This is a genomic window from Hydrogenophaga sp. Root209 (assembly GCF_001428625.1).
GTDB lineage: Bacteria > Pseudomonadota > Gammaproteobacteria > Burkholderiales > Burkholderiaceae_C > Hydrogenophaga.
In genome coordinates, this window is sequence record NZ_LMIE01000012.1 from 261,362 (window position 1) to 283,103 (window position 21,742).

Sequence of the window (21,742 nt, forward strand, 5' to 3'; positions counted from 1 at the left end):
TGGCGTCAGGGTCTTGGGGTGTTCTGGCGCAGGTACGAGAGCAAGGCGGCGTCGTCCAGCCCCGCCATGCCCGCTTCGGCAGCCTGCGCGAACACGCGGGCCGCGCTCGCACCCAGCGGGCCTTCAAAGCCCACGCCGCGCGCCGCCGCCACCGCCAGCCGGGTGTCTTTTTCCAGCAGGGTCACGTGGGCACGCGGCGCCAGGTCGCCGTCGATCGCGCGGCGCATGCGGTCCGAGCCGATCCAGCTCTGGCCACTGGAGCGCTCGATCACGTCGAGCGTGGTGGACAGGTTCAGCCCCATGCGCTCGGCCAGGGCCAGCACCTCGGCCGCGCCCACCAGGTTGATGCCGGCGAGCAGGTTGTTGACCAGCTTGGTGCGCGCGCCGTCACCGACGCGCTCGCTGATGCGCATCACGTTCAGCGACAAGGCGGCCAGCAAGTCAGCGTGGCGCTCCAGCACCGCCGGTGGGCCGGCCACCATCAGGCTCATGCGCCCGTCGCGCGCCCGCTGCGGGCCGCCCGACATGGGCGCGTCGATACAGGCAATGCCCTGCTGCGCCAGCCGCTCGGCGATGGCGGTGGTGTCTTCGGGCGCGATGGTCGGGCACAGCACCACGGTCTGCCCGGGCCGCAGGCCGCCGACCGCACCCTGCTCGCCCCACAGCACCTCGCGACACTGGTCGGCGTCCACCACCACGATCACCAGCGCGTCCTGCGGCCCAAGTTGTGCCACCGCGGTCAGCGGTGTGTCGGCCAGGCTGGCACCGGCGGCCAGGGCCTGCTGCTGGCGCAGCGGATCGGTGTCGCACACCGTCACGGCCCAATGCGCCTCGCACAGGCGCTCCACCAGCGCACCTCCCATGTTGCCCGCCCCGACGAACGCGACCGTCATGACTGCATGAAACGCCGGGACTTGGCGATCGACATCAACATGCCCAGGCCCACGCCCATGGTGACCATGGCGGTGCCGCCGTAGCTCACGAACGGCAGCGGCACGCCCACCACCGGCAGGATGCCGCTGACCATGCCCATGTTGACGAAGGCGTACACGAAGATGTTGAGCGTGAGGGCGCCGGCCAGCAGACGCGAGAACAGCGTGGGCGCCTCCATGGCGATGACCAGGCCACGCACGATCAGAAAGATGAACCCGACCATGAGCGCCAGCGTGCCGACCAGGCCGAACTCTTCGGAGAACGCGGCGTAGATGAAGTCGGTGGTTCGCTCGGGGATGAACTCCAGGTGCGTCTGCGTGCCTTGCATGAAGCCCTTGCCCCACACGCCCCCGGAGCCGATGGCGATCATGCCCTGGATGATGTGGAAGCCCTTGCCCAGCGGGTCCTTGGACGGATCGAGCAGCGTGCACACGCGCTGGCGCTGGTATTCGCGCAGCACCTGCCAGTCCACGTCGGGCGCGCACAGTTGCCCCTCAAAAGCGATCAGCAGCGCGATGCCCACGGCGCCCACGAGCACCGGCGGGAGGATGAGTTTCCAGCTGAGACCCGCGAAGAAGATGACGAACAGGCCCGACGAGAGCACCAGCAGCGAGGTTCCCAGGTCGGGCTGCTTGAGGACCAGTGCCACCGGCATGAGCAGCAAGAGACCCGCGGCGGCGAAGTCCAGTGGTTTGAGCTGGCCCTCGCGGCGGTGAAACCACCAGGCCAGCATCAGGGGCATGGCGATCTTCATGAGTTCGCTGGGCTGGATCACCATGCCCACATCGAGCCAGCGTTGCGAGCCCTTGCGCGATATGCCGAAGAACTCCACGCCCAGCAACAGCATCACGCCCAGCGCATAGGCGGGCAGCGCCAGGGTCATGAGCCGGTGCGGTGGGATCTGGGAAACGAGAAACAGCACGCCGGCGGCGATCAGCATGTTGCGGCCGTGGGACTCGAATCGCGTGCCGTGGTCGAAGCCGACCGAGTACATGGTCAGCAGCCCGGCACCCGCCATGATCAGGATGGCCAACAGCAGCGGCAGATCAAAGCCCAGAAAGACCGGGGCAATGCGCTGCAGCAGGGAGGGTTTGTCGAACGCGGCGGACATGGCCCCGGATTATCCTTCGGCGATGCGCTCTGCCACCACCCACCTGCTCTATCTCCACGGTTTTCGCTCGTCGCCGCAGTCGATGAAGGCGCGCAAGGTGGCCACCCGGGTGCGGGCCGAGCACCCGGACCTGACCTGGTGGTGCCCCCAGTTGCCGCCCTCGCCTGCCGAGGCGATGGACCTGGTGATGCAGGGCACAGCGAGCTGGCCTCGCGAGACCGTGGCGGTGGTGGGCTCCTCGCTGGGTGGCTTCTACGCGCGGTGGTTCTCGCTGCAGACCGGCTACCCCGCGGTGTTGCTCAACCCGGCCCCGTTTCCAGCACGCGACCTTTCGGCGTACATCGGGGAGCAGGCCGCGTGGCACGCACCCGAGGAGCGCTTCGTGTTCCAGCCCGGCTTCGTGGACGAGCTCAAGGCACAACAGGCCGACATCGAACGGCTGGCAGCCCGGCAGCCGCCCACGCCCGAGCGCCTGTTCGCGATCCTGTCCAAAGGCGATGAAGTGCTGGACTGGCGAGAAATGCAGGCTTTCTGCGCCGGTGGGACGATCCGGCTCTTGCCCGGCAGCGACCACGCGATCAGCGACTTCGACGACCACATCGATGAAGTCTTTGCCTTCATGGGTCTGTAGCCGCCCCATGGGACAATCCCGCCCATGCACATTCTGTTTGATGAAGCCGGCAAGTTGTTGACCGGCCGCCTCCTGTCCGAGGCTGAAAGTTCCCTGCAAGTCGAGCTCGAATCCGGCAAGCGCGTCAAGGTCAAGGCGGTCAACGCCCTGTTGCGGTTCGAAAAACCCGCCCCCGGCCCCTTGATGAGCGCCGCCACCGAGCTGTCCAATGACATGGACCTGGCCCTGGCCTACGAATTCGCGCCCGAGGACGAGTTCGGTTTCGCCGATCTGGCGCGCGAGTACTTCAACAGCAGCGCCAGCACCGCCGAGCAGGTGGCCGCGCTCCTGTGCCTGCAGGGCGCGCCGCACTATTTCCGACGCGCCGGCAAAGGCCGCTACAAGAAGGCGCCGGCCGACATCCTGGCCCAGGCGCTGGCCGGCATCGAAAAAAAGAAGCAGCTGCAGGTGCAGATCGAAGCCTGGGCGGCCGAGCTGGCCGGCGGCACCTGCCCCGAGCCGGTGTGCCAGCAGCTCTACAAGATCCTGTTCAAGCCCGACAAGAACGCACCCGAGTACAAGGCCGTGGTCGAGGCCGCGCGCAGCAGCCACACCGCGCCACTCACCTTGCTGCAGAACGCCGGGGCCATCAGCAGCGCCTACCAGTTCCACTGGCAGCGTTTCCTGTTTGACCAGTTCCCCAAAGGCACCGGGTTCCCGGCGCTGCAGGCGCCGGTGATCACCGACGAGCTGCCGCTGGCTGCGGTGCAGGCGTTTTCCATCGACGACTCGCACACCACCGAGATCGACGATGCGCTGTCACTGCAGGGATTGGGCAGCGGCACCGTCACGCTGGGCATCCACATCGCAGCACCCGGTCTGGCCATCGCACCCGAGAGTGCCATCGACCAGGTCGCGCGCCACCGCCTGTCCACCGTCTACATGCCGGGCCACAAGATCACCATGCTGCCCGACGAGGTGGTGCAGGCCTACACGCTGATGGCCGGTCGCGACTGCCCCGCCGTCTCGCTGTATGTGACCTTCAATGAGGCCACGCTGGCCATCACCGACACCCGAACGGCGCTGGAGCGCGTGCCGATCGCGTTGAACCTGCGCCACGACCAGCTCGACACCGTGATCACCGAAGCCTGGCTCGCGGGCGAGGCCCCGGCCGACAACGCCGCGCCCGAGATCGCCGCGCTGCAGCCCACGCTGGCCTTCATCTTCACGCTGGCGCGGCATCTCAAGGCCCAGCGCGAGGTGGTGCGCGGCAAACCCGAAAACTTCACGCGACCCGACTACACCTTCCGCCTCGAAGGCAAGTCCGGCGACGAACCGGTGGGTGACGAGTTGGTGGTGATCGGCACCCGCCAGCGCGGCGCCCCGCTGGATTTGATGGTGGCCGAGGCCATGATCCTGGCCAACAGCACCTGGGGCAACTGGCTCAACGACTGCGGCGTGCCCGGCATCTACCGCAGCCAGGCCAGCATGGCCCCCGGCGTGAAGGTGCGCATGGGCACCAAGGCCCAGCCGCATGCCGGCATTGGCGTGAAAAGCTACGCCTGGAGCACCTCGCCCCTGCGCCGCTATGTGGACATGGTCAACCAGTGGCAGATCATTGCCTGTGCGCGCCACGGCAAGACCGCGGCACTCGCCGCCCCCTTCAAGCCCAAAGACGCCAACCTGTTCTCCATCATCAGCGCGTTCGATGCCGCCTACACCGCCTACAACGGTTTCCAGAACGGCATGGAACGCTACTGGACGCTCAAGCACCTGCGGCAAAGCGGCACCACCGAACTCACCGCCACCCTGGTGAAAGACAACCTGGTGCGCGCCGACGCGCTGCCCCTGGTGCTGCCGGTGATGGGTGCCGACGGTCTGCCGCGCGGCGCGCACGTGCGCATCAGACTGGGTGAGATCGACGACATCACGCTCGACGTGCACGGTACCGTCATCGAGCGCCTGGATCTGCCGGTCGATGAGACTGCGGACGACACTGCCGGCGAAGACGGCGAGGACGAGGAGCTGTCCGCGCCGCTGGCCCTGGCCATCGACGTGAACGAGGCAGATGGCGCCGAGCCCGCCGCCCAGCCGCCGGGGACCACCGACCCGGCGGGTCATTCGGCCTGACAGGCCGGGGCACACCGATAATCGCCGCGTGAAACCCGCCCTCGCGTTCCTGAAAACCCTGACCACACTGCAGCTGGCGCTGGGGTTGTCGATCGCAGTGCATGCGGCGGTGCTCACGGTTCGATTCGTGAACCCCGCCGGCTTCAACCGGGTGTTCCAGGACACGCCGCTGGAGGTGATCCTGGTCAATGCGCGCAGCAACGAACGGCCCGAGAAGGCCACCGCGATCGCGCAGGCCTCACTGGCCGGCGGCGGCGACGCGGTGCGCGGGCGCTCCACCTCACCCCTGCCACCCACCACCGTGGCACGCGTGGGCGACACGCCCGAAGAAGACGAACGCAGGATCGAAGCGCTCAAGGAGCAGCAGAACCAGCTGCTCGCCCAGGTGCGCCGGGAACTCGCGAAGATGCCGCCACCCGACACGCAGTCGGTCAACCCCAGCCGCGAGGCGGTGGAGCGCGAAGAGAAGCGCAAGGCGCTGGTGAAGATCCTGGCCGAGATCGAGCGGCGTATCAACGAAGAGAGCGCCCGGCCCAAGAAGCGCTACATCAGCCCGGCCACGCGCGAGGCGGTGTATGCCATCTACTACGATGAACTTCGCCGCAAGATCGAAGACCGTGGCACCACCAACTTCCCCGAAGCCGCCGGCCGCAAGCTCTATGGCGAGCTCACCATGATCATCACGGTCAACCACAACGGTGCGGTGCTCGACACCGAGATCGTGCAGACATCGGGCAACAACCTGCTCGACCGCCGCGCCCAGGCCATCGTGCGCAGCCTGTCCTTCGGCAAGTTCAACGACCCCATGCGCCGCCAGGCCGACCAGATCGTGGTGGTCTCGCGTTTCCGCTTCACGCGCGACGAGACGCTGCAAACGCAGTTGTCGGGCCAGTAGATGCGGGCACTCGGGCGCTGGGTGTTGTGGATGGTCCTGGCCGGAGTGGCGCTGCAGGTGTTCTTTGCGCTGCGCATCGCGGCCATGGTGGTGATCGACCCGACCAGCACCGCCTTCATGCGTTCGGAAGCCTGGCGCGTCGGCCAGGAGGCCCTGACCACCGACAAGACCTGGCGCTGGTCACACCAATGGGTGGCCGGTGACCAGATCAGCCCGAACCTCAAGCGCGCCGTGATCGCCTCGGAAGACGCCGGCTTTCTGGAGCATGGCGGGGTGGACTGGGAAGCGATCGAGACCGCGTGGCAGAAAAACGAGAAGCGCCTGCAGCAGGCCGAAAAACGCGCGGCGGCCCAACCCAACAAGCCGGTGCGCGAACCCAAGGTGGTGGGCGGCTCCACCATCACGCAGCAACTGGCCAAGAACCTGCTGCTCTCAGGCGAGCGCCAGTTCCTGCGCAAAGGCCAGGAACTCGTGCTGGCGGTGGCGCTGGAGACGCTGCTGAGCAAGGAGCGCATTCTGGAGATCTACCTCAACAGCGTGGAATGGGGCGAAGGCGTGTTTGGTGCCGAGGCCGCCGCACAGCGTTACTTCAAGAAGCCGGCCAGCAAGCTCAGCGCTTCGGAAGCGGCGCGGCTGGCGGTGATGCTGCCCTCGCCCAAATTCTTCGAGACGCGCCCGGGTTCGGCTTACCTCGCCAGGCGCACCGGCACCATCGTCGCCCGCATGTCTGAAGTCAGGCTGCCATGAAGCTGCGCGCCACCGCCATGAGCGTGTTCCTGCTGGGCCTGGTGCGCCTGCTCACCGGCGCGCAGGCGCGCTGGCATGGCTGCCCGCCCAAGGCCGAGCAGCGCATCTACTTCGCCAACCACCAGAGCCATGCCGATCTGGTGCTGATCTGGGCGGCACTCCCGCACGAGCTGCGCAGCATCACGCGCCCGATCGCCGCCAAGGACTACTGGACCGCATCGAACTTCAAGCGCTGGATCACCACCGAGGTGTTCAACGCGGTGTATGTCGAACGCGAGAGGAAAGGCGAAGAAGATCCTTTGCAGCCACTCATCAACGCGCTGGAAAGCGGCGACTCGCTGATCCTGTTTCCCGAAGGCACGCGCGGGCATGAGGAAGACCCGCAGCCGTTCAAGTCGGGCCTGTACAACCTGGCCAAGCGCTTCCCCGGCGTGGTGCTGGTGCCGGCCTGGATCCACAACGTGCAGCGCGTGATGCCCAAGGGCGAGGTGGTACCTGTGCCGGTGCTGTGCTCGGTCACATTTGGTGAGCCTGTCGCATTGGGCATGGAGGAGCCACGCGCAGACTTCTTGAAGCGCGCGCGCGAGGCGGTGATCGCCCTGCGGGAGGTCTGAACCGATGGGATCCTTTCTGCGCAGCCTCACCCCCGAACAACAGGTCAGCCTGTTGTTCGTGCTGGTGTTCGGCCTGTTGTTCATCGCCAGCGGCGTGAGCGTGTTGCTCTCGGTGCGCGAGCGTCGAGCCGGTGAAGACGAATCCGGCGAGCGCGAACTGCTGCTGCGCGACAACCAGATGCTGCTGCGCAGCTCCTGGATGATGGCGGTGGTGTTCTGGATCGGCTGGGCCTTGGGTGAGGGTGTGGCCATCGTGCTGTTCGGCTTCGTCTCGTTCTTCATCCTGCGCGAGTTCATCAGCCTCTCGCCCACTCGGCGCGGTGACCACCGCAGTCTGGTGCTGGCCTTCTTCGTTGTGTTGCCGCTGCAATACGCCCTGGTGTGGACCGAGCGCTTCAACCTCTTCACCGTGTTCATCCCGGTGTATGTGTTTCTAGCGATCCCCGTGGTGAGCGCCCTGGGCAACGACCCGCAGCGCTTCCTGGAGCGCAACGCCAAGCTGCAGTGGGGCATCATGGTCTGCGTCTACGGCATGAGCCACGTGCCAGCACTGCTGCTGCTGAACTTCCCCGGCTTCGTGGGCAAGACTGCGTTTCTCGTGTTCTTCCTGGTGCTGGTGGTGCAGACCTGCATGCTGGTGCAGCATCTGGCTGCACGCAAGCTGGGCAACCCGGTGGCCCCGGCCATCAGCGACAGTTTTCACTGGCGCAGCTGGGCCATGGGGCTGGCCGCCGGCGGCCTGCTCGGCGCCCTGCTCGCCGGTCTCACACCCTTCAAGCCGCTGCCGGCACTGGCGATGGCCTTGGTGGCCTGCGTGGCCGGCAGCTTCGGCCACCTGGTCATGAAAGCCATCAAGCGCGACCGCGGCGTGACCCATTGGGGTCTGGCCGGACGCTCGGTCACTGGCGCCAGCGGCCTGCTCGACCGCGTGGACGCGCTGTGTTTTGCCGCGCCGGTGTTTTTCCATTCGGTGCGCTGGACCTTCGACCTATGAGAATCCTAGGCATCGACCCCGGCCTGCAGTGCACCGGCTTCGGCGTGATCGACACCGATGGCCCCCATCTGCACTACGTGGCCAGCGGCACCATCCAGACCAGCCCGAAAGACGGCGCGCTGCTGCCCGCGCGACTCAAGATCTTGTTCGACGGCATCACCGAAGTGGTCGCGCGTTACCAGCCCGAGGTCTCGGCCTGCGAAATCGTGTTCGTCAACGTCAACCCCCAGGCCACGCTGCTGCTGGGCCAGGCGCGCGGAGCCTGCCTCACCGCCCTGGTGGCCAATCACCTGCCGGTGGCCGAGTACACCGCGCTGCAACTCAAGAAGGCGGTGGTGGGCTACGGCAAGGCGGCCAAGCCGCAGGTGCAGGAGATGGTCAAACGCTTGCTGAAGCTTCCCGGTCTGCCGGGCAAGGACGCGGCCGATGCGCTGGGCCTGGCCATCACGCACGCTCAGGTGAGCCGCACGCTGCAGGCGATCAACAAGGTCTCTCCACTGCAGGCGCGCTCCAGTGCGTCGTACAAAGCCGGCAGGATCTACTGAGCGTGGTCAATCTTTTGCAACACCGCCTCAGCCTGGGCGCATGGCTCGCACTCGCGTTCACACTGCTGTCTTTGCTGCTCACGGTCATGCTCACCGTGTTCAGCGACCGCACCGCCAGCTTCCAGGTGCGCCGCAGCATCGGCATCAACCTCGCCGAGTTGGCCAACCAGACCACCAGCCGCCTGGACCAAGCCATGTTCGAGCGTTACCGCGAGGTGCGACTGATCGCCAACCGGCTGAACGGCCCGCTGGATCTGGCCCAGGTGCGCAGCGAAATCGATGCGCTGCAGCAGAGCTATCCCACCTACGCCTGGATCGGCGTGACCGACCCCGCCGGCACGGTGCTGGCCGCCACCCGCAACCTGCTCGAAGGCGTCGACGTGTCGCAGCGTCCGTGGTTTCAGAATGCGCTCAAGGGCCAGGCCATGGGCGACGTGCACGAAGCCCTGCTGCTCGCCCAGCTCATGGGCAGCCCGGGCGGTGAGCCCATGCGCTTCGTCGACATCGCCTTCCCGCTCAAGGACGACAGCGGCCAGATCACCGGCGTGCTGGGCGTGCACCTGTCCTGGAAGTGGGCACGCGAGATCGAGCAGGCGATCTTCGTGCCAGTGGGACGCAGCCGCACCATCGACCCGCTGATCATCTCCAGCACCGGCGCGGTGTTGCTCGGGCCGCCCGAGGTAGAAGGCACGGTGCTCAAGCTGCGCAGTGCCGATGCCGCCCTGCAGGGAAAGCAGGGTTTTGAGCGGGAGACCTGGCCCGATGGCGAGGACTATCTGGTGGGCTTCAGCAGAGACCGGGGTTTCGAGGACTATCCCGGGCTGGGGTGGCGCGTGCTGGTGCGCCAGGATCTGGATGAAGCCTACGCTCCGGTGAACCAGATGCACCGGCGCATGCTGCAAGGCGGCCTGTTGGCGGCGTTGCTGTTCTCGCTGCTGGGCTGGGGCCTGGCGCGCTGGATCACGCGTCCCCTGCTGGGTCTGGCCGATGTGGCGCGCGGCCTGGAAGCCGGCTATGCGGTGAAGGCGCCAGCGTCCAACGCCTACGAAGAAGTGGCCATTCTCGGTGGCGCCTTCAACGCCATGGTGAAAACCCTTCAACACAACGAAGAAGAACTGCGCCACCTCAATGTGTCGCTGGAACGGCGTGTGCATGAGCGCACCGCGGAGCTGCAGGACAGCTTCGAGCGCATGGACGACAACGAAGCCCGCACCCGGGCCATGATCGACATGGCACAGGAGCCGTTCATCGGCATGGACTTCGAGGGTTGCGTCACCGACTGGAACACCCAGGCCGAGAAGCTCTTCGGATGGAGCCGCGAGGAAGCGGTGGGGGAATCGCTGGCCCACCTGGTGGTGCCGGTGCGCTATCAGGTGGCGTTCATCGAAGCCCTGGCTCAGTTTCACCAAACGGGCGACGCACCCTTTGTGGGGCAGCGCATGAGCCGCATTCTGGTGGACCGCAGCGGCCACGAATTCCCGGTGGAAATGAAGATCGGGCTGATCAACACCGACCGGCTCAAGCTCTTCAGCTCCTTCATCAGGGACTTGCGCGAGCAGCCCTGACCTCGCCACGAGGCTGGCTCACAAGAGCCGTTCGAGCACCAGCACCGCAAAGAAGCCCAACGCGGCGATCACCGTCCATTTGAGGATGATCACGCCCCAGTTGCGAAAACGGATCTGGCCGGTGCCCACGTAAAACGCAAAGCACACGCCTGCGGCAATCAACAACAGCAGGACGGTCCAGCGAAACAGCAGCATGTCTGCGTGCTTACCAGGCCGGCGCCAGCTGCGCAAACCCCTGCGGCGCTTCGCGATCCTGCTCGAAGCTCACGGTCTCCCAGGCGTCGGTACGCGCCAGCAGGGCGCGCAACAGCTGGTTGTTCATGGCGTGGCCGCTGCGAAACGCGCTGTAGGCGGCCAGCAAGGGCTTGCCCACGATGTAGAGGTCGCCCATGGCGTCCAGGATCTTGTGCTTGACGAATTCGTCCTGATAACGCAAGCCGTCGGCGTTGAGCACCTTCACGTCGTCCATCACGATGGCGTTGTCCAGCCCGCCGCCGAGCGCCAGGCCGTGCGAGCGCATGGACTCCACGTCTTTCGTGAACCCGAAGGTGCGGGCGCGCGCGATCTCACGGGCGTACTGGCCGCTGCCGAAATCGAACTCCACGCGCTGCCCGGTGGAGTTGACGGCCGGGTGGTCGAATTCGATCTCGAAGGCAAGCTTGTAGCCGTGGTACGGGTCGAGCCGGGCCCACTTCACGTTCTTGCCCTCGCCTTCGCGCACTTCCACGGGTTTGGTGACGCGGATGAAACGTTTGGGCGCCTTCTGCATCACGATGCCGGCACTTTGCAGCAGGTACACGAAAGAGGCCGAGGAGCCGTCGAGGATGGGCACTTCTTCGGCGGTGATGTCCACGTAGAGATTGTCCAGCCCCAGGCCGGCGCAAGCGCTCATAAGGTGCTCGATGGTGTGCACCTTCACGTTGCCGTTGGAAATGGTGGAGGCCAGGCGCGTATCGGTCACCGCCGTGGCGTTGACCGCGATCTCCACCGGCTCGGGCAGGTCCACGCGCCGGAACACGATGCCGGTGTCGGGCGGGGCCGGGCGCAGGGTCAACTCCACGCGCTGACCACTGTGCAGGCCGACGCCCACCGCTTTGGTCAGGGACTTGAGGGTGCGTTGCGCAAGCATGGGGTGGATTTTAAGTTTTTGCGTCGGTCTTGCGCGGTGAGGATTCGTTATTGCCTCGATAGGTCGGGGCTGTCTTGCCTGGATGTCTTCTCCGGATGGACCAGTCCTCGGCAACCACGGGGCACGGCTCCGCGGCTGTCCCCCGCCCAAGGCTTCGCCCTGGGCTCCTCCTTGATGCCGCTGCGCCGCGCCCCATGGCCGCCGATGACCTCGTTGTCACTCGTCAAGGTTCAATCCAACGCCACTTCAGCTCGTGAGCGCATGGCGCTCTGCGCAGCGAAATCAAGGAGGAGGCGGCACCAGCCGCCGGGGGACATTCGCGGAGCAGAGCGCCGTGCGCTCATGAGCCCGCGAAGGTGCGGGCACACAATGCCCCCGCACCCAGACCAAGACCCCAAATCCCCGATCAATCCGCCTGTTTGCGCAAGAAGGCCGGGATCTCGAAATCGTCCATGCCACCCGAAGCCAACGCGTCCACCTTGGCCGCAGCCTGGGTGCGGTTGGTGCGCCACACACTCGGCACGGCCATGGAGTTGTAGTCGGGCTGGGTCGCGCCCGGGCCACCCACGGCAGAGTGCACGGTCGGCACGTTGAAAGGCACGTTGTCGGTGCCGGTGCGCAGCACCTGCAGCGGAGGCGCCGTGCGGCGCACACCCTGGCGCGACAGGCCGGTGGCCACCACCGTCACCCGCATCTCGTCGCCCAGGCTGTCGTCGTAAGCCGCACCGTAGATCACGTGCGCTTCCGAGGACGCGTAGGCACGGATGGTGTTCATCGCCAGCTTCGATTCGGACAGCTTGAGCGAACCCTTGGCCGCGGTGACCAGCACCAGCACACCCTTGGCGCCCGAGAGATCGATGCCCTCCAACAGCGGGCAGGCCACGGCCTGCTCGGCTGCAATGCGCGCGCGGTCCGGGCCTGCGGCCACGGCCGTGCCCATCATGGCCTTGCCGGGTTCACCCATCACGGTGCGCACGTCTTCAAAGTCGACGTTCACGTTGCCGTACTCGTTGATGATCTCGGCGATGCCGCCCACGGCGTTCTTCAGCACGTCGTTGGCGTGGGCAAAGGCCTCGTCCTGCGTCACGTCGTCACCCAGCACTTCGAGCAGCTTCTCGTTGAGCACCACGATCAGCGAGTCCACGTTGGCCTCGAGTTCGGCCAGACCCTGGTCGGCGTTGGTCATGCGGCGGCCGCCTTCCCAGTCGAACGGCTTGGTGACCACACCCACGGTCAGGATGCCCATTTCTTTCGCCACGCGGGCGATCACGGGTGCTGCGCCCGTGCCGGTGCCGCCGCCCATGCCGGCGGTGATGAAGAGCATGTGCGCGCCAGCAATGGCTTCGCGGATCGAGTCCACGGCCACTTCGGCGGCATCGCGGCCCTTGTCGGGCTTGCTGCCGGCGCCCAGGCCGGTGGTGCCGAGCTGGATGGTCTTGTGCGCGGCACTGCGCGAGAGCGACTGCGCATCGGTGTTGGCGCAGATGAACTCCACGCCCTGCACGCTGCGCGCGATCATGTGCTCGACAGCGTTGCCGCCGCCACCGCCCACGCCGATGACCTTGATCTGGGTGCCCAGGTTGAATTCTTCGACTTCAATCATTTCGATGCTCATGGTGTGCTCCTTGTGTGCCGTTTGATGGGCGCTTGTGATTCAAAAAAGACGTTTCGGATTCGGGTCGAGGTCGGGGTTATCCAGGCGGTCCGGTGTGTTCGGCACACCGTCCTCGTCGTCGCCTTCGAACGCCAGGGTCCAGTCCAGAGGCACCGAGGAACCGGCTTTGCCGGGCCTCAGGTGCCGCCCCCTTCAGGGGGTCACGCGCAGCGTGGCGGGGGTGTTTCATTAAAAGGTCCCCACAAACCAGTTTTTCATGCGTTCGAGCGCGCCTTGCACGGAACCCGCTTTTTGCGACACCTTGTGCCCGCGAACGCGCGCCAGGCGCGCTTCTTCGAGCAGGCCCATCACCGTGGCCGCGCGGGTCTGCGCCACCATGTCGGACAGTGCGCTCGCGTAGTTCGGGATGCCGCGACGCACGGGCTTCAGAAAGATGTCTTCACCGAGTTCGACCATGCCGGGCATGACGGCGCTGCCGCCGGTGAGCACGATGCCCGATGACAACATTTCCTCGTGGCCCGAATCGCGCAGCACCTGCTGCACCAGCGAAAAGATCTCTTCCACGCGCGGCTCGATCACGCCGGCCAGCGCCTGGCGGCTGAGCATGCGCGGGGCGCGGTCGCCCAGACCGGGCACTTCCACCTGCGTGTCCGGGTCGGCCAACAGCTGCTTCGCACAGCCGCTTTCCACCTTGATGTCTTCGGCGTCTTTCGTGGGCGTGCGCAGTGCCATGGCGATGTCGCTGGTGATCAGGTCGCCCGCGATCGGAATCACCGCGGTGTGGCGGATCGCACCGCCCGAGAAGATCGCCACGTCGGTGGTGCCGGCACCGATGTCGACCAACGCCACGCCGAGTTCCTTTTCGTCGTCGGTCAGCACAGCCTGGCTGGAAGCCAGCGGGTTGAGCATGAGCTGGTCCACTTCCAGGCCACAGCGGCGCACGCACTTGATGATGTTTTCCGCCGCGCTTTGCGCGCCGGTGACGATGTGGACCTTGGCTTCCAGACGGATGCCGCTCATGCCAATCGGCTCCTTCACCTCCTGCCCGTCGATCACGAACTCCTGCGGCTCCACCAGCAGCAGGCGCTGGTCGGTGGAGATGTTGATCGCCTTGGCGGTCTCGATCACGCGCGCCACGTCGGTGGCGGTGACTTCACGGTCCTTGATCGCCACCATGCCGCTGGAGTTGATGCCGCGGATGTGGCTGCCGGTGATGCCGGTGTAGACACGCGCGATGCGGCAGTCGGCCATCAGCTCGGCCTCTTTCAAGGCCTGCTGGATGCTTTGCACGGTGGCGTCGATGTTGACCACCACGCCACGTTTCAAACCGTGGCTGGCAGCCACGCCCAGGCCCGCGAGCTTGAGTTCGCCGTTGGGCTGGACCTCGGCGACCACCACCATGATCTTGGCGGTTCCGATGTCGAGTCCGACCACCAAATCCTTGTATTCCTTGGCCATGATTGCTTCTTGATTACCGTGTGGGTTGCGTTGCGTTGGGGGCGATATCGGTGACGGTGGTCACGCCGCGCAGGCGCAGGGCGTAACCGTTGGGGTAGCGCAGATCGACCGACTGCAGCGCACCGGCGTAGCGCTCGGTGAGCTGGGACAGCGTGGCGCTGAAGCGGCGCGTGCGCGCCAGAAGTTCGTCCGGCGTTCCCCGGCCCAGCTCCACCTGCGCACCGTTGTCCAGCCGTGCGCGCCAGCCACCGCGCTCGGTGAGTTCCAGGCGGTCGAGCCCGAGTTCAAGTGGTGCGAGTTCGGCTTGCAGCCGCTGGTACAGCGCCCACACCTGGGCCGACTGTTCGGCGGGGCCGGCGAGTTCGGGCAAGTTGTCGCTGTCGTCCGGGCTGGCTTCAAACACTTCACCGAGCGCGCTGACCAGCCGGCCCGAGCCCGACTCGCCCCACCAGGCCACGGCCTGGTGCTCCTGCAGCGTCACGCGCAGGCGGTTGGGAAACTCCCGCTGCACCACGGCCTGGCGCACCCAGGGCACGGCTTCGAAGAGCTCGCGCACCTGCTGCAGGTCGACCGTGAGGAAGCTGCTTGAGAGGCGCGTCTTCATTTGCGTGGCCAGTTGGGCGCGAAAGCTCACCGCGTTCTGGTGTGCCACGTCACCCTGCACCGTGATGGCCTTCACCGTCCACACCGGGTGGCGCACCAGCCAGGTGCCTAAAGCGCCCAGGCACAGCACGGCAAACAGCACGACCAGCGCTTGCGTGAGCGCGGTCATGAGCTTGACGTCCAGGGGCATGGGTGTGGTGGCCATGGGGTGGTGCGGTGATCAGGCCGGATTGTCCAGGGCTGCGGTGGCCAGCACAGCCACGCACAGGTCTTCGTACGACATGCCGGTGGCGCGGGCCGACATCGGCACCAGCGAATGACCGGTCATGCCGGGCGAGGTGTTGATCTCCAGCAGGTACGGCTTGCGCGTGGTCGCGTCGATCATCACGTCGGCGCGCGCCCAACCGCGGCAGTCCAGCGTGCGGAAAGCTTGCAGCACCAGCGCCTGGATCACCGCCTCCTCCCCGTCGGGCAGACCGCAGGGCACGAGGTACTTGGTGTCGTCGGTGAAGTACTTGTTCTGGTAGTCGTAGTTGCCTTCGGGGGCAACGATGCGGATCACCGGCAAGGCCTGCGCGGTGTCGCCCGTGCCCAGCACCGGGCAGGTGACTTCATCCCCGTCGATGAACTGCTCGCACATGACCAGCGGGTCCTGCTTCGCGGCCAGCTCGTAAGCGGCGGCGCATTGCGCTTCGCTGGTGACCTTGGTCAGGCCGATGGTCGAACCCTCGCGCACGGGCTTGACGATCATGGGTGAGCCCAGTGCGCGGTAGGCCGCCACGGTTTGCTCGACGCTGTGCACCTGGCGCCAGGCCGGCGTGGCCAGGCCCTCGGCCAGCCAGATGCGCTTGGTCATGAGCTTGTCCATCGCCACGCTTGATGCCATCACGCCGGGTCCGGTGTAGGGGATGCCCAGCAATTCCAGCGCGCCCTGCACCGTGCCGTCTTCGCCGAAGCGGCCATGCAGCGCAATGAAGCAACGGCTGAAACCTTCGCGCTGGAGTTCGTCCATGTTGCGCTCGGCCGGGTCGAAGGCGTGGGCGTCAACGCCCTTGGACTTCAGAGCGGCCAGCACGCCGGTGCCCGACATCAGCGAGACCTCGCGTTCGGCCGAGCGCCCGCCCATCAAGACCGCCACCTTGCCCAGCGCCTTCACATCGATCACCGTGTTGTCCTTTGTGTTCATGCTGCGGCTCCATCCGCCAGTTCCATCACGCGACCGGCCACCGCGCCCACCGTGCCCGCGCCCATGCACAGGATCACGTCACCGTCCTGCGCGTTGTCCAGCACCGCCTGGGGCATGGCGTTGATGTCGTCCACGAAGACCGGTTCCAGCTTGCCGGCCACGCGCAGCGCGCGCGCCAGCGAACGGCCATCAGCCGCCACGATCGGGCTCTCGCCCGCGGCGTAGACCTCGGCCAGCAGCACCGCGTCGGCGTGGTTGATCACCTTCACGAAGTCTTCAAAGCAGTCGCGCGTGCGGGTGTAGCGGTGCGGCTGGAAGGCCAGCACCAGGCGGCGACCGGGATAAGCACCGCGCGCCGCCGCCAAGGTGGCGGCCATCTCCACCGGGTGGTGGCCGTAGTCGTCCACCACCGTGCAGTGACCGCCTTGAGGCAGCGCGGCTTCGCCGTAGCGCTGGAAGCGCCGGCCCACGCCCTTGAAATCGGCCAGCGCCTTGAGCACGGCGGCGTCGTCCACACCGAGCTCCACCGCGATGCCGATGGCGGCCAGCGAGTTGAGCACGTTGTGCTCGCCCGGCAGGTTGAGCACGATGTCCAGATCGGGCAACTCCACGCCGTTGCGCCGCTGCACGGTGAAGTGCATCTGCGTGCCCACCGCGCGCACGTTGATGGCGCGCACCTGCGCGTCTTCGGAAAAGCCGTAGCTGGTGATGGGCCGGGCGATCAGCGGCAGGATCTCGCGAATCGCCGCGTCGTCGACACAGACCACGGCCGCGCCGTAGAACGGCATCTTGTGCAGGAACTCGACGAACGCGGCCTTGAGCTTGCCGAAGTCGTGGCCGTAGGTATCCATGTGGTCGGCGTCGATGTTGGTGACGACCGAGAGCACCGGCAGCAGGTTGAGGAAAGAGGCGTCGGACTCGTCGGCCTCGACCACGATGTACTCGCCCGAGCCCAGCGCGGCATTGACGCCCGCGCTGTTCAGTCGACCACCGATCACGTAGGTCGGGTCCAGTTCGGCGGCGGCCAACACGCTGGCCACCAGGCTGGTGGTGGTGGTCTTGCCGTGCGTGCCGGCAATCGCCACGCCCTTCTTCATGCGCATGAGCTCGGCCAGCATCACGGCGCGCGGCACCACCGGCACCAGCTTGGCGTGGGCGGCCACCACCTCGGGGTTGTCTTCTTTCACTGCGGTGGACGTGACGATGGCATCAGCCCCTTCGATGTTCGCAGCGTCGTGGCCGATGAACACCTCGGCACCCAGGGCCACCAGCCGACGCGTGACCGTGCTCTCACCCAGGTCGCTGCCGGAGATGCGGTAACCCTGGTTCAGCAGCACCTCGGCAATGCCGTTCATGCCGGCGCCGCCGATGCCGACGAAGTGGATGTGTCGAATGGCGTGTTTCATGTTGTCTGGACTTTCGCGAGTTGCTCGCAGGCGGACACCACGGCCGCCACGGCTTCTGTTTTCTGCATCTGTTTGGCCTTCTCGGCCATCGCCACCAGTTGTTCGCGCTGCACGCTTTGCAACCGGAGCGCGAGTTGCTGGGGGCTGAGTTCGGTTTGTGGCACCAGCCAGGCCGCTCCCGCGTCCACGAGGAAGCGCGCATTGGTGGTCTGGTGGTCGTCCACCGCCGACGGGAACGGAACGAACAGCGCTGCGGCGCCCACGGCGGCGATCTCGGTCACGGTGCTGGCGCCACTGCGGCAAACAATGAGATCGGCATCCGCGAAGGCCTGGGCCGTGTTGTCGATGAAGGGGGTGAGTTCGGCGTGCACGCCGGCGGCGATGTAGTTGGCGCGCAGGGCGTCGATCTGCTTCTCACCGCTCTGGTGGACCACGGTGGGGCGTTGCGGCTCGGGGATCAGCGCCAGCGCCTGCGGCACCACGTCGTTGAGCGCCCTGGCGCCCAGGCTGCCACCCACCACCAGCAGGCGCAGCGGACCGCTGCGGCCGGTGAAGCGGTCGGCAGGTGGAGGCTGATGCAGGAACGGCGCGCGCAGCGGGTTGCCCACCCACTGGGCTTTCTTGAACACGTTCGGGAAGGCGGTGAACACGCGGTCGGCCACCCCGGCCAGCACCTTGTTGGCCATGCCGGCCACCGAGTTCTGTTCGTGCAGCACCAGCGGTTTGCCGGCCAGCACGCCCATCATGCCGCCCGGGAAACTGATGTAGCCACCCAGGCCCACGACCACATCGGGCTTCACGCGGCGCACCACTTGCAGCGCTTGCCAGAAGGCGCGCAACAGGCGCAGTGGCAGCAGGGCCATCGTGACCAGACCCTTGCCGCGCACACCACCGAAATCGATGGTCTCCAGCGCAAAGCCGCGCGGGGGCACCAGCCGGCTTTCCATGCTGGCCGGTGCGCCCAGCCAGTGAACACGCCAGCCACGCTCGCGCAGGGCTTCGGCCACGGCCAGGCCGGGGAAGATGTGACCGCCAGTACCGCCAGCCATGATCAACGCGCAGGGGGTCATGACCGGCCCCCCTTCATCATCTGGCGGTTCTCGTAGTCGACCCTGAGAACAAGGGCAATCGCAACCAGATTGAGCAAGATGGCTGAGCCACCATAGCTCATCAACGGCAGCGTGAGGCCCTTGGTGGGCAGCGCTCCCAGGTTCACCCCGATGTTGATGAACGCCTGGAAGCCCATCCACAGACCCACGCCCTGCGCCACCAGGCCGGCAAACACCTGGTCAAGCGCGATGGCCTGGCGACCGATGTGCATGATGCGGCGCGTGAGCCACAGGAACAGGGCAATCAACACCACCACGCCGAGCAGGCCGAACTCCTCTCCGATCACCGCCAGCAGGAAGTCGGTGTGGGCCTCGGGCAGCCAATGTAGCTTTTCCACGCTGCCGCCCAAACCCACGCCAAAGATCTCGCCGCGCCCGAACGCGATCAAGGAGTGCGAGAGCTGGTAGCCCTTGCCCAGCGCGTGCTCCACGCTCCAGGGGTCGAGGTAGGCAAACACACGCTGGCGTCGGAACTCGCTGGTCATGACCATGAGCGCGAACGCGCCCACGACCACCAGCGCCATGAGGAAGAACATGCGCGCGTTCACGCCCCCCAGGAACAGGATGCCCATGGCGATCACCACGATCACCATGAAGGCACCCATGTCGGGCTCCGCCAGCAGCAGCATGCCGACCACGGCCACGGCCACGGCCATCGGCGCCACGGCCTGGAAGAAGCGCTGCTTCACGTCCATCTTGCGCACCATGTAGTCGGCGGCGTAGATCAGCACGGCCAGCTTGGCCAGCTCGGAGGGCTGGAAGTTCATGATGCCCAGCGAGATCCAGCGCCGGGCGCCATTCACACCCTTGCCAATGAAGGGCAGCAACACCAGCGCCAGCAACACCAGCGCGATGGCAAACAGGAAGGGCGCCATCTTTTCCCAGCTGCGCAAGGGGAACTGGAACGCCACCACGCCGGCCACCAGCCCGATGGCCATCGAGATTGCGTGGCGCAGCACGAAATGGGTGTGGGCGTAGTTGGCAAAGCGCGGGTTGTCGGGCAGCGCGATCGAGGCCGAATACACCATCACCAGACCCCAGGCGAGCAAGGCCACCACCACCCACAGCAGAGGCTGGTCGAAGCCGAGCTCGCGCACGGCCACGTTGCGCGTGCCGGCGTAGGTGCGGTTGGACAAGCGCACCGGCAGGCCGTCGCGCGACGAGCCGCCCGCGAGCGCGCCCGCCAGGTCGCGACCCAACAAGCGCGGATTGAGCGCGGCCAGTCCTTCGCGCAGACGCTGCGACCAGGTCAGGGTGGGCACGGTTCTCTTTTTCACAGGCCACCCTCCAGGCTCATGCCCTGCTCCGCCGCCAGGGCCGCGACGGCGTCCACAAACACGCGTGCGCGGTGCTCATAGTTGTCGAACATGTCCAGGCTGGCGCAGGCGGGTGACATCAGCACGGCGTCGCCTGAGCGGGCCTGTTGCGCGGCGACCGTGACGGCCTCTGGCAGCGTGGTGGCGTCGAGCTGAGGCACATGGGCTTCGTCCAGCGCATCGCCCACCGCTGCGCGGATGCGCGCGGCATCGCGGCCGATGTAGACCACGGCGCGCGCATGACGCGCCAGCGGATCGGCCAGCGGCGCGAAGTCCTGCCCCTTGCCGTCGCCACCCAGGATGACAACCAGCCGGCGCTCGGCGCCCAGACCGTTCACCGCCGCCAGCGTGGCGCCCACGTTGGTGCCCTTGCTGTCGTCGAAGTACTCGACCTCGTCGATGATGGCCACGGGTTCGACGCGGTGCGGTTCACCCCGGTACTCGCGCAGGCCGTGCAGCATGGGGCCGAGGGCGGCACCGGTGGACGTGGCCAGGGCGAGCGCGGCGAGTGCGTTGGCCGCGTTGTGGCGGCCGCGGATGCGCAGCGCGTCGACCGGCATCAATCGCTGGAAATACACCTCTTCATCTTCGTCCGTGGTGCGGCCACGCTTGCGCGTTTCGTCCAGCGCCAGGGCACGCACAAGCCAGGCCATGCCGTTGAGCGATTCAATGCCCCAGTCGCCGGCGCGCTTGGGCGCGTCCAGCCCGAAGCTGGTCCAGGGCCGCGCGCTCTGCTGGCGGTTGCGGTTGCCCACCTTCACCGTCACCAGCCCGGGCTGCAACGCCATGACATGCGGATCGTCGCGGTTGAGCAGCATGAGGGCCTGGGTGCCGAACACGGCGGCCTTGGCCTGCGTGTAGGCGGCCATGCTGCCGTGCCAGTCCAGGTGGTCTTCGGTGATGTTGAGCACACTGGCGGCGGTGGGCACTCGGTCCCAGTCGGTTCCGGCCGTATCGTCGAGCTGGAAGCTGGAGAGCTCCAGCACCCAGACACGGGGCAGGTGCGCCGGCTGGGGTGGCTCGATGGGGGGCGGCACGAGCATGACCGGGCCTTCTTCGTCGGCTTCGGCAGCAGGCATGGGTGCTTGGTCTTCAACGGGTTCGATTTCGTCGACCGTCTCGGTCTCTGTGTCAACTGGCGGAGCCACCACCACCGGTGCCTCGACCAAGACCTCGGCGGCAGCGCGCTCGTCGTCGGCTTGCTGGGCCACGGCCTCGGCATCGAGTGCGGCGGACAGCACGTCCATCAAGGCAGGACCGATGTTGCCGGCCACGGCCACGTGCACGCCAGCGCGCTGCAGCAGCAAGGTGGTGAGCGAGGTCACGGTGGTCTTGCCGTTGGTGCCGGTGATGGCGAGCACCTTGGGCTTGTAGGGCAGGCGCTCGCGTTCGGCGAGGGTCTTCAAGGCGCGGGCAAACAGGCCCAGTTCGCCGAGCACCGCCACGTTGTGCGTCTGCGCCCAGCCAAACACCTGCTGCAGCGCGGCCGGCGCCAGGCCTGGGCTGCGCGCGATCAGGGTCCAGTCCTGGCGCGTCAGGAGCGAATCGTCGAAGGCGCCACTCACGAAGGTGGCCCCCGGGCAATCGGTGCGCAGAGCGGCCAGCTGCGGCGGCTGTTCGCGTGTGTCGGCCACGGTCACGTGCGCACCCTGGCGCACGCACCAGCGCGCCATGGCCAGGCCGGAGGCGCCCAGGCCGAGGATAAGAACAGCCTGCCCCTTCATACTCGAGTGCCCTCATTCAGGGGCATCCAGGGTCCGGCTTTGCCGGCCCGAG

The 21,742-nt window shown here is 66.7% G+C and carries 20 protein-coding genes; 8 read left to right on the top strand and 12 right to left on the bottom strand.

Annotation, left to right across the window (positions count from 1 at the left end; genetic code table 11):
- Window positions 1-5 precede the first annotated feature (5 nt).
- Together ASE11_RS10035 and rodA are read right to left on the bottom strand one after the other, a co-directional pair.
- On the bottom strand, window positions 6-893 hold the full coding sequence (locus tag ASE11_RS10035; protein ID WP_056269993.1) for an NAD(P)-dependent oxidoreductase: 888 nt from the start codon (window positions 891-893) through the stop codon (window positions 6-8).
- A complete protein-coding gene (gene rodA / locus ASE11_RS10040) occupies window positions 890-2,044 on the bottom strand; it encodes a rod shape-determining protein RodA (protein ID WP_056269996.1) in 1,155 nt (384 codons plus the stop codon). Before rodA ends, ASE11_RS10035 begins: the two co-directional genes overlap by 4 nt.
- A 22-nt stretch (window positions 2,045-2,066) precedes the next feature.
- Between rodA and ASE11_RS10045 the strand changes: the two genes are divergently transcribed.
- From ASE11_RS10045 to ASE11_RS10080, 8 genes are read left to right on the top strand one after another with little or no spacing between them, the layout of a single operon-like run.
- A complete protein-coding gene (locus tag ASE11_RS10045; protein ID WP_056270684.1) occupies window positions 2,067-2,675 on the top strand; it encodes a YqiA/YcfP family alpha/beta fold hydrolase in 609 nt (202 codons plus the stop codon).
- Between the two features lie 24 nt (window positions 2,676-2,699).
- Window positions 2,700-4,784 (top strand): ribonuclease catalytic domain-containing protein, encoded by a 2,085-nt coding sequence (locus ASE11_RS10050; RefSeq protein WP_056269999.1) that lies wholly within the window; start codon window positions 2,700-2,702, stop codon window positions 4,782-4,784.
- Between the two features lie 28 nt (window positions 4,785-4,812).
- Complete coding sequence (locus ASE11_RS10055) at window positions 4,813-5,679, top strand: energy transducer TonB (protein ID WP_235501245.1); 867 nt, start codon at window positions 4,813-4,815, stop codon at window positions 5,677-5,679.
- Window positions 5,680-6,426, top strand: coding sequence for a monofunctional biosynthetic peptidoglycan transglycosylase (mtgA, locus tag ASE11_RS10060; RefSeq protein ID WP_056270002.1), 747 nt, complete (start codon window positions 5,680-5,682; stop codon window positions 6,424-6,426).
- Window positions 6,423-7,040, top strand: a complete 618-nt coding sequence (locus ASE11_RS10065; protein WP_056270006.1) for a lysophospholipid acyltransferase family protein — start codon at window positions 6,423-6,425, stop codon at window positions 7,038-7,040. The genes mtgA and ASE11_RS10065 overlap by 4 nt, the downstream gene beginning before the upstream one ends.
- A 4-nt stretch (window positions 7,041-7,044) precedes the next feature.
- Window positions 7,045-8,034: a phosphatidate cytidylyltransferase gene (locus tag ASE11_RS10070; RefSeq protein ID WP_056270009.1), complete on the top strand. Its 990-nt coding sequence runs from the start codon at window positions 7,045-7,047 to the stop codon at window positions 8,032-8,034.
- Complete coding sequence (gene ruvC, locus ASE11_RS10075) at window positions 8,031-8,579, top strand: crossover junction endodeoxyribonuclease RuvC (protein WP_056270013.1); 549 nt, start codon at window positions 8,031-8,033, stop codon at window positions 8,577-8,579. The genes ASE11_RS10070 and ruvC overlap by 4 nt, the downstream gene beginning before the upstream one ends.
- A gap of 2 nt (window positions 8,580-8,581) precedes the next feature.
- Window positions 8,582-10,144: a cache domain-containing protein gene (locus ASE11_RS10080; protein WP_156406295.1), complete on the top strand. Its 1,563-nt coding sequence runs from the start codon at window positions 8,582-8,584 to the stop codon at window positions 10,142-10,144.
- A gap of 18 nt (window positions 10,145-10,162) precedes the next feature.
- On the opposite strand, the gene ASE11_RS26215 is transcribed toward ASE11_RS10080, so the two are convergent.
- From ASE11_RS26215 to murD, 10 genes are all read right to left on the bottom strand, one after another.
- Window positions 10,163-10,339 (bottom strand): hypothetical protein, encoded by a 177-nt coding sequence (locus ASE11_RS26215; RefSeq protein WP_164474140.1) that lies wholly within the window; start codon window positions 10,337-10,339, stop codon window positions 10,163-10,165.
- A 10-nt stretch (window positions 10,340-10,349) separates the two neighbouring features.
- Complete coding sequence (lpxC, locus tag ASE11_RS10085) at window positions 10,350-11,273, bottom strand: UDP-3-O-acyl-N-acetylglucosamine deacetylase (protein ID WP_056270018.1); 924 nt, start codon at window positions 11,271-11,273, stop codon at window positions 10,350-10,352.
- A 406-nt stretch (window positions 11,274-11,679) separates the two neighbouring features.
- Window positions 11,680-12,888 carry a cell division protein FtsZ gene (gene ftsZ, locus ASE11_RS10090; protein ID WP_056270020.1) on the bottom strand — a complete coding sequence of 403 codons (1,209 nt, stop codon included), beginning with the start codon at window positions 12,886-12,888 and terminating at the stop codon, window positions 11,680-11,682.
- Between the two features lie 228 nt (window positions 12,889-13,116).
- Complete coding sequence (gene ftsA / locus ASE11_RS10095) at window positions 13,117-14,346, bottom strand: cell division protein FtsA (protein WP_056270025.1); 1,230 nt, start codon at window positions 14,344-14,346, stop codon at window positions 13,117-13,119.
- Window positions 14,347-14,359: 13 nt separating this feature from the next.
- On the bottom strand, window positions 14,360-15,154 hold the full coding sequence (locus ASE11_RS10100; protein WP_056270027.1) for a cell division protein FtsQ/DivIB: 795 nt from the start codon (window positions 15,152-15,154) through the stop codon (window positions 14,360-14,362).
- A gap of 15 nt (window positions 15,155-15,169) precedes the next feature.
- On the bottom strand, window positions 15,170-16,135 hold the full coding sequence (locus tag ASE11_RS10105; RefSeq protein WP_056270031.1) for a D-alanine--D-alanine ligase: 966 nt from the start codon (window positions 16,133-16,135) through the stop codon (window positions 15,170-15,172).
- The gene (murC, locus tag ASE11_RS10110) at window positions 16,132-17,541 is read right to left on the bottom strand and encodes a UDP-N-acetylmuramate--L-alanine ligase (protein ID WP_056270034.1); all 1,410 of its coding nucleotides are present in this window, start codon (window positions 17,539-17,541) and stop codon (window positions 16,132-16,134) included. Before murC ends, ASE11_RS10105 begins: the two co-directional genes overlap by 4 nt.
- The gene (gene murG, locus ASE11_RS10115; protein ID WP_056270038.1) at window positions 17,538-18,611 is read right to left on the bottom strand and encodes an undecaprenyldiphospho-muramoylpentapeptide beta-N-acetylglucosaminyltransferase; all 1,074 of its coding nucleotides are present in this window, start codon (window positions 18,609-18,611) and stop codon (window positions 17,538-17,540) included. Before murG ends, murC begins: the two co-directional genes overlap by 4 nt.
- Window positions 18,608-19,852, bottom strand: coding sequence for a putative lipid II flippase FtsW (ftsW, locus tag ASE11_RS10120; protein ID WP_414842444.1), 1,245 nt, complete (start codon window positions 19,850-19,852; stop codon window positions 18,608-18,610). Before ftsW ends, murG begins: the two co-directional genes overlap by 4 nt.
- 71 nt (window positions 19,853-19,923) lie before the next feature.
- A complete protein-coding gene (gene murD, locus ASE11_RS10125) occupies window positions 19,924-21,690 on the bottom strand; it encodes a UDP-N-acetylmuramoyl-L-alanine--D-glutamate ligase (protein WP_056270040.1) in 1,767 nt (588 codons plus the stop codon).
- Window positions 21,691-21,742 lie beyond the last annotated feature (52 nt).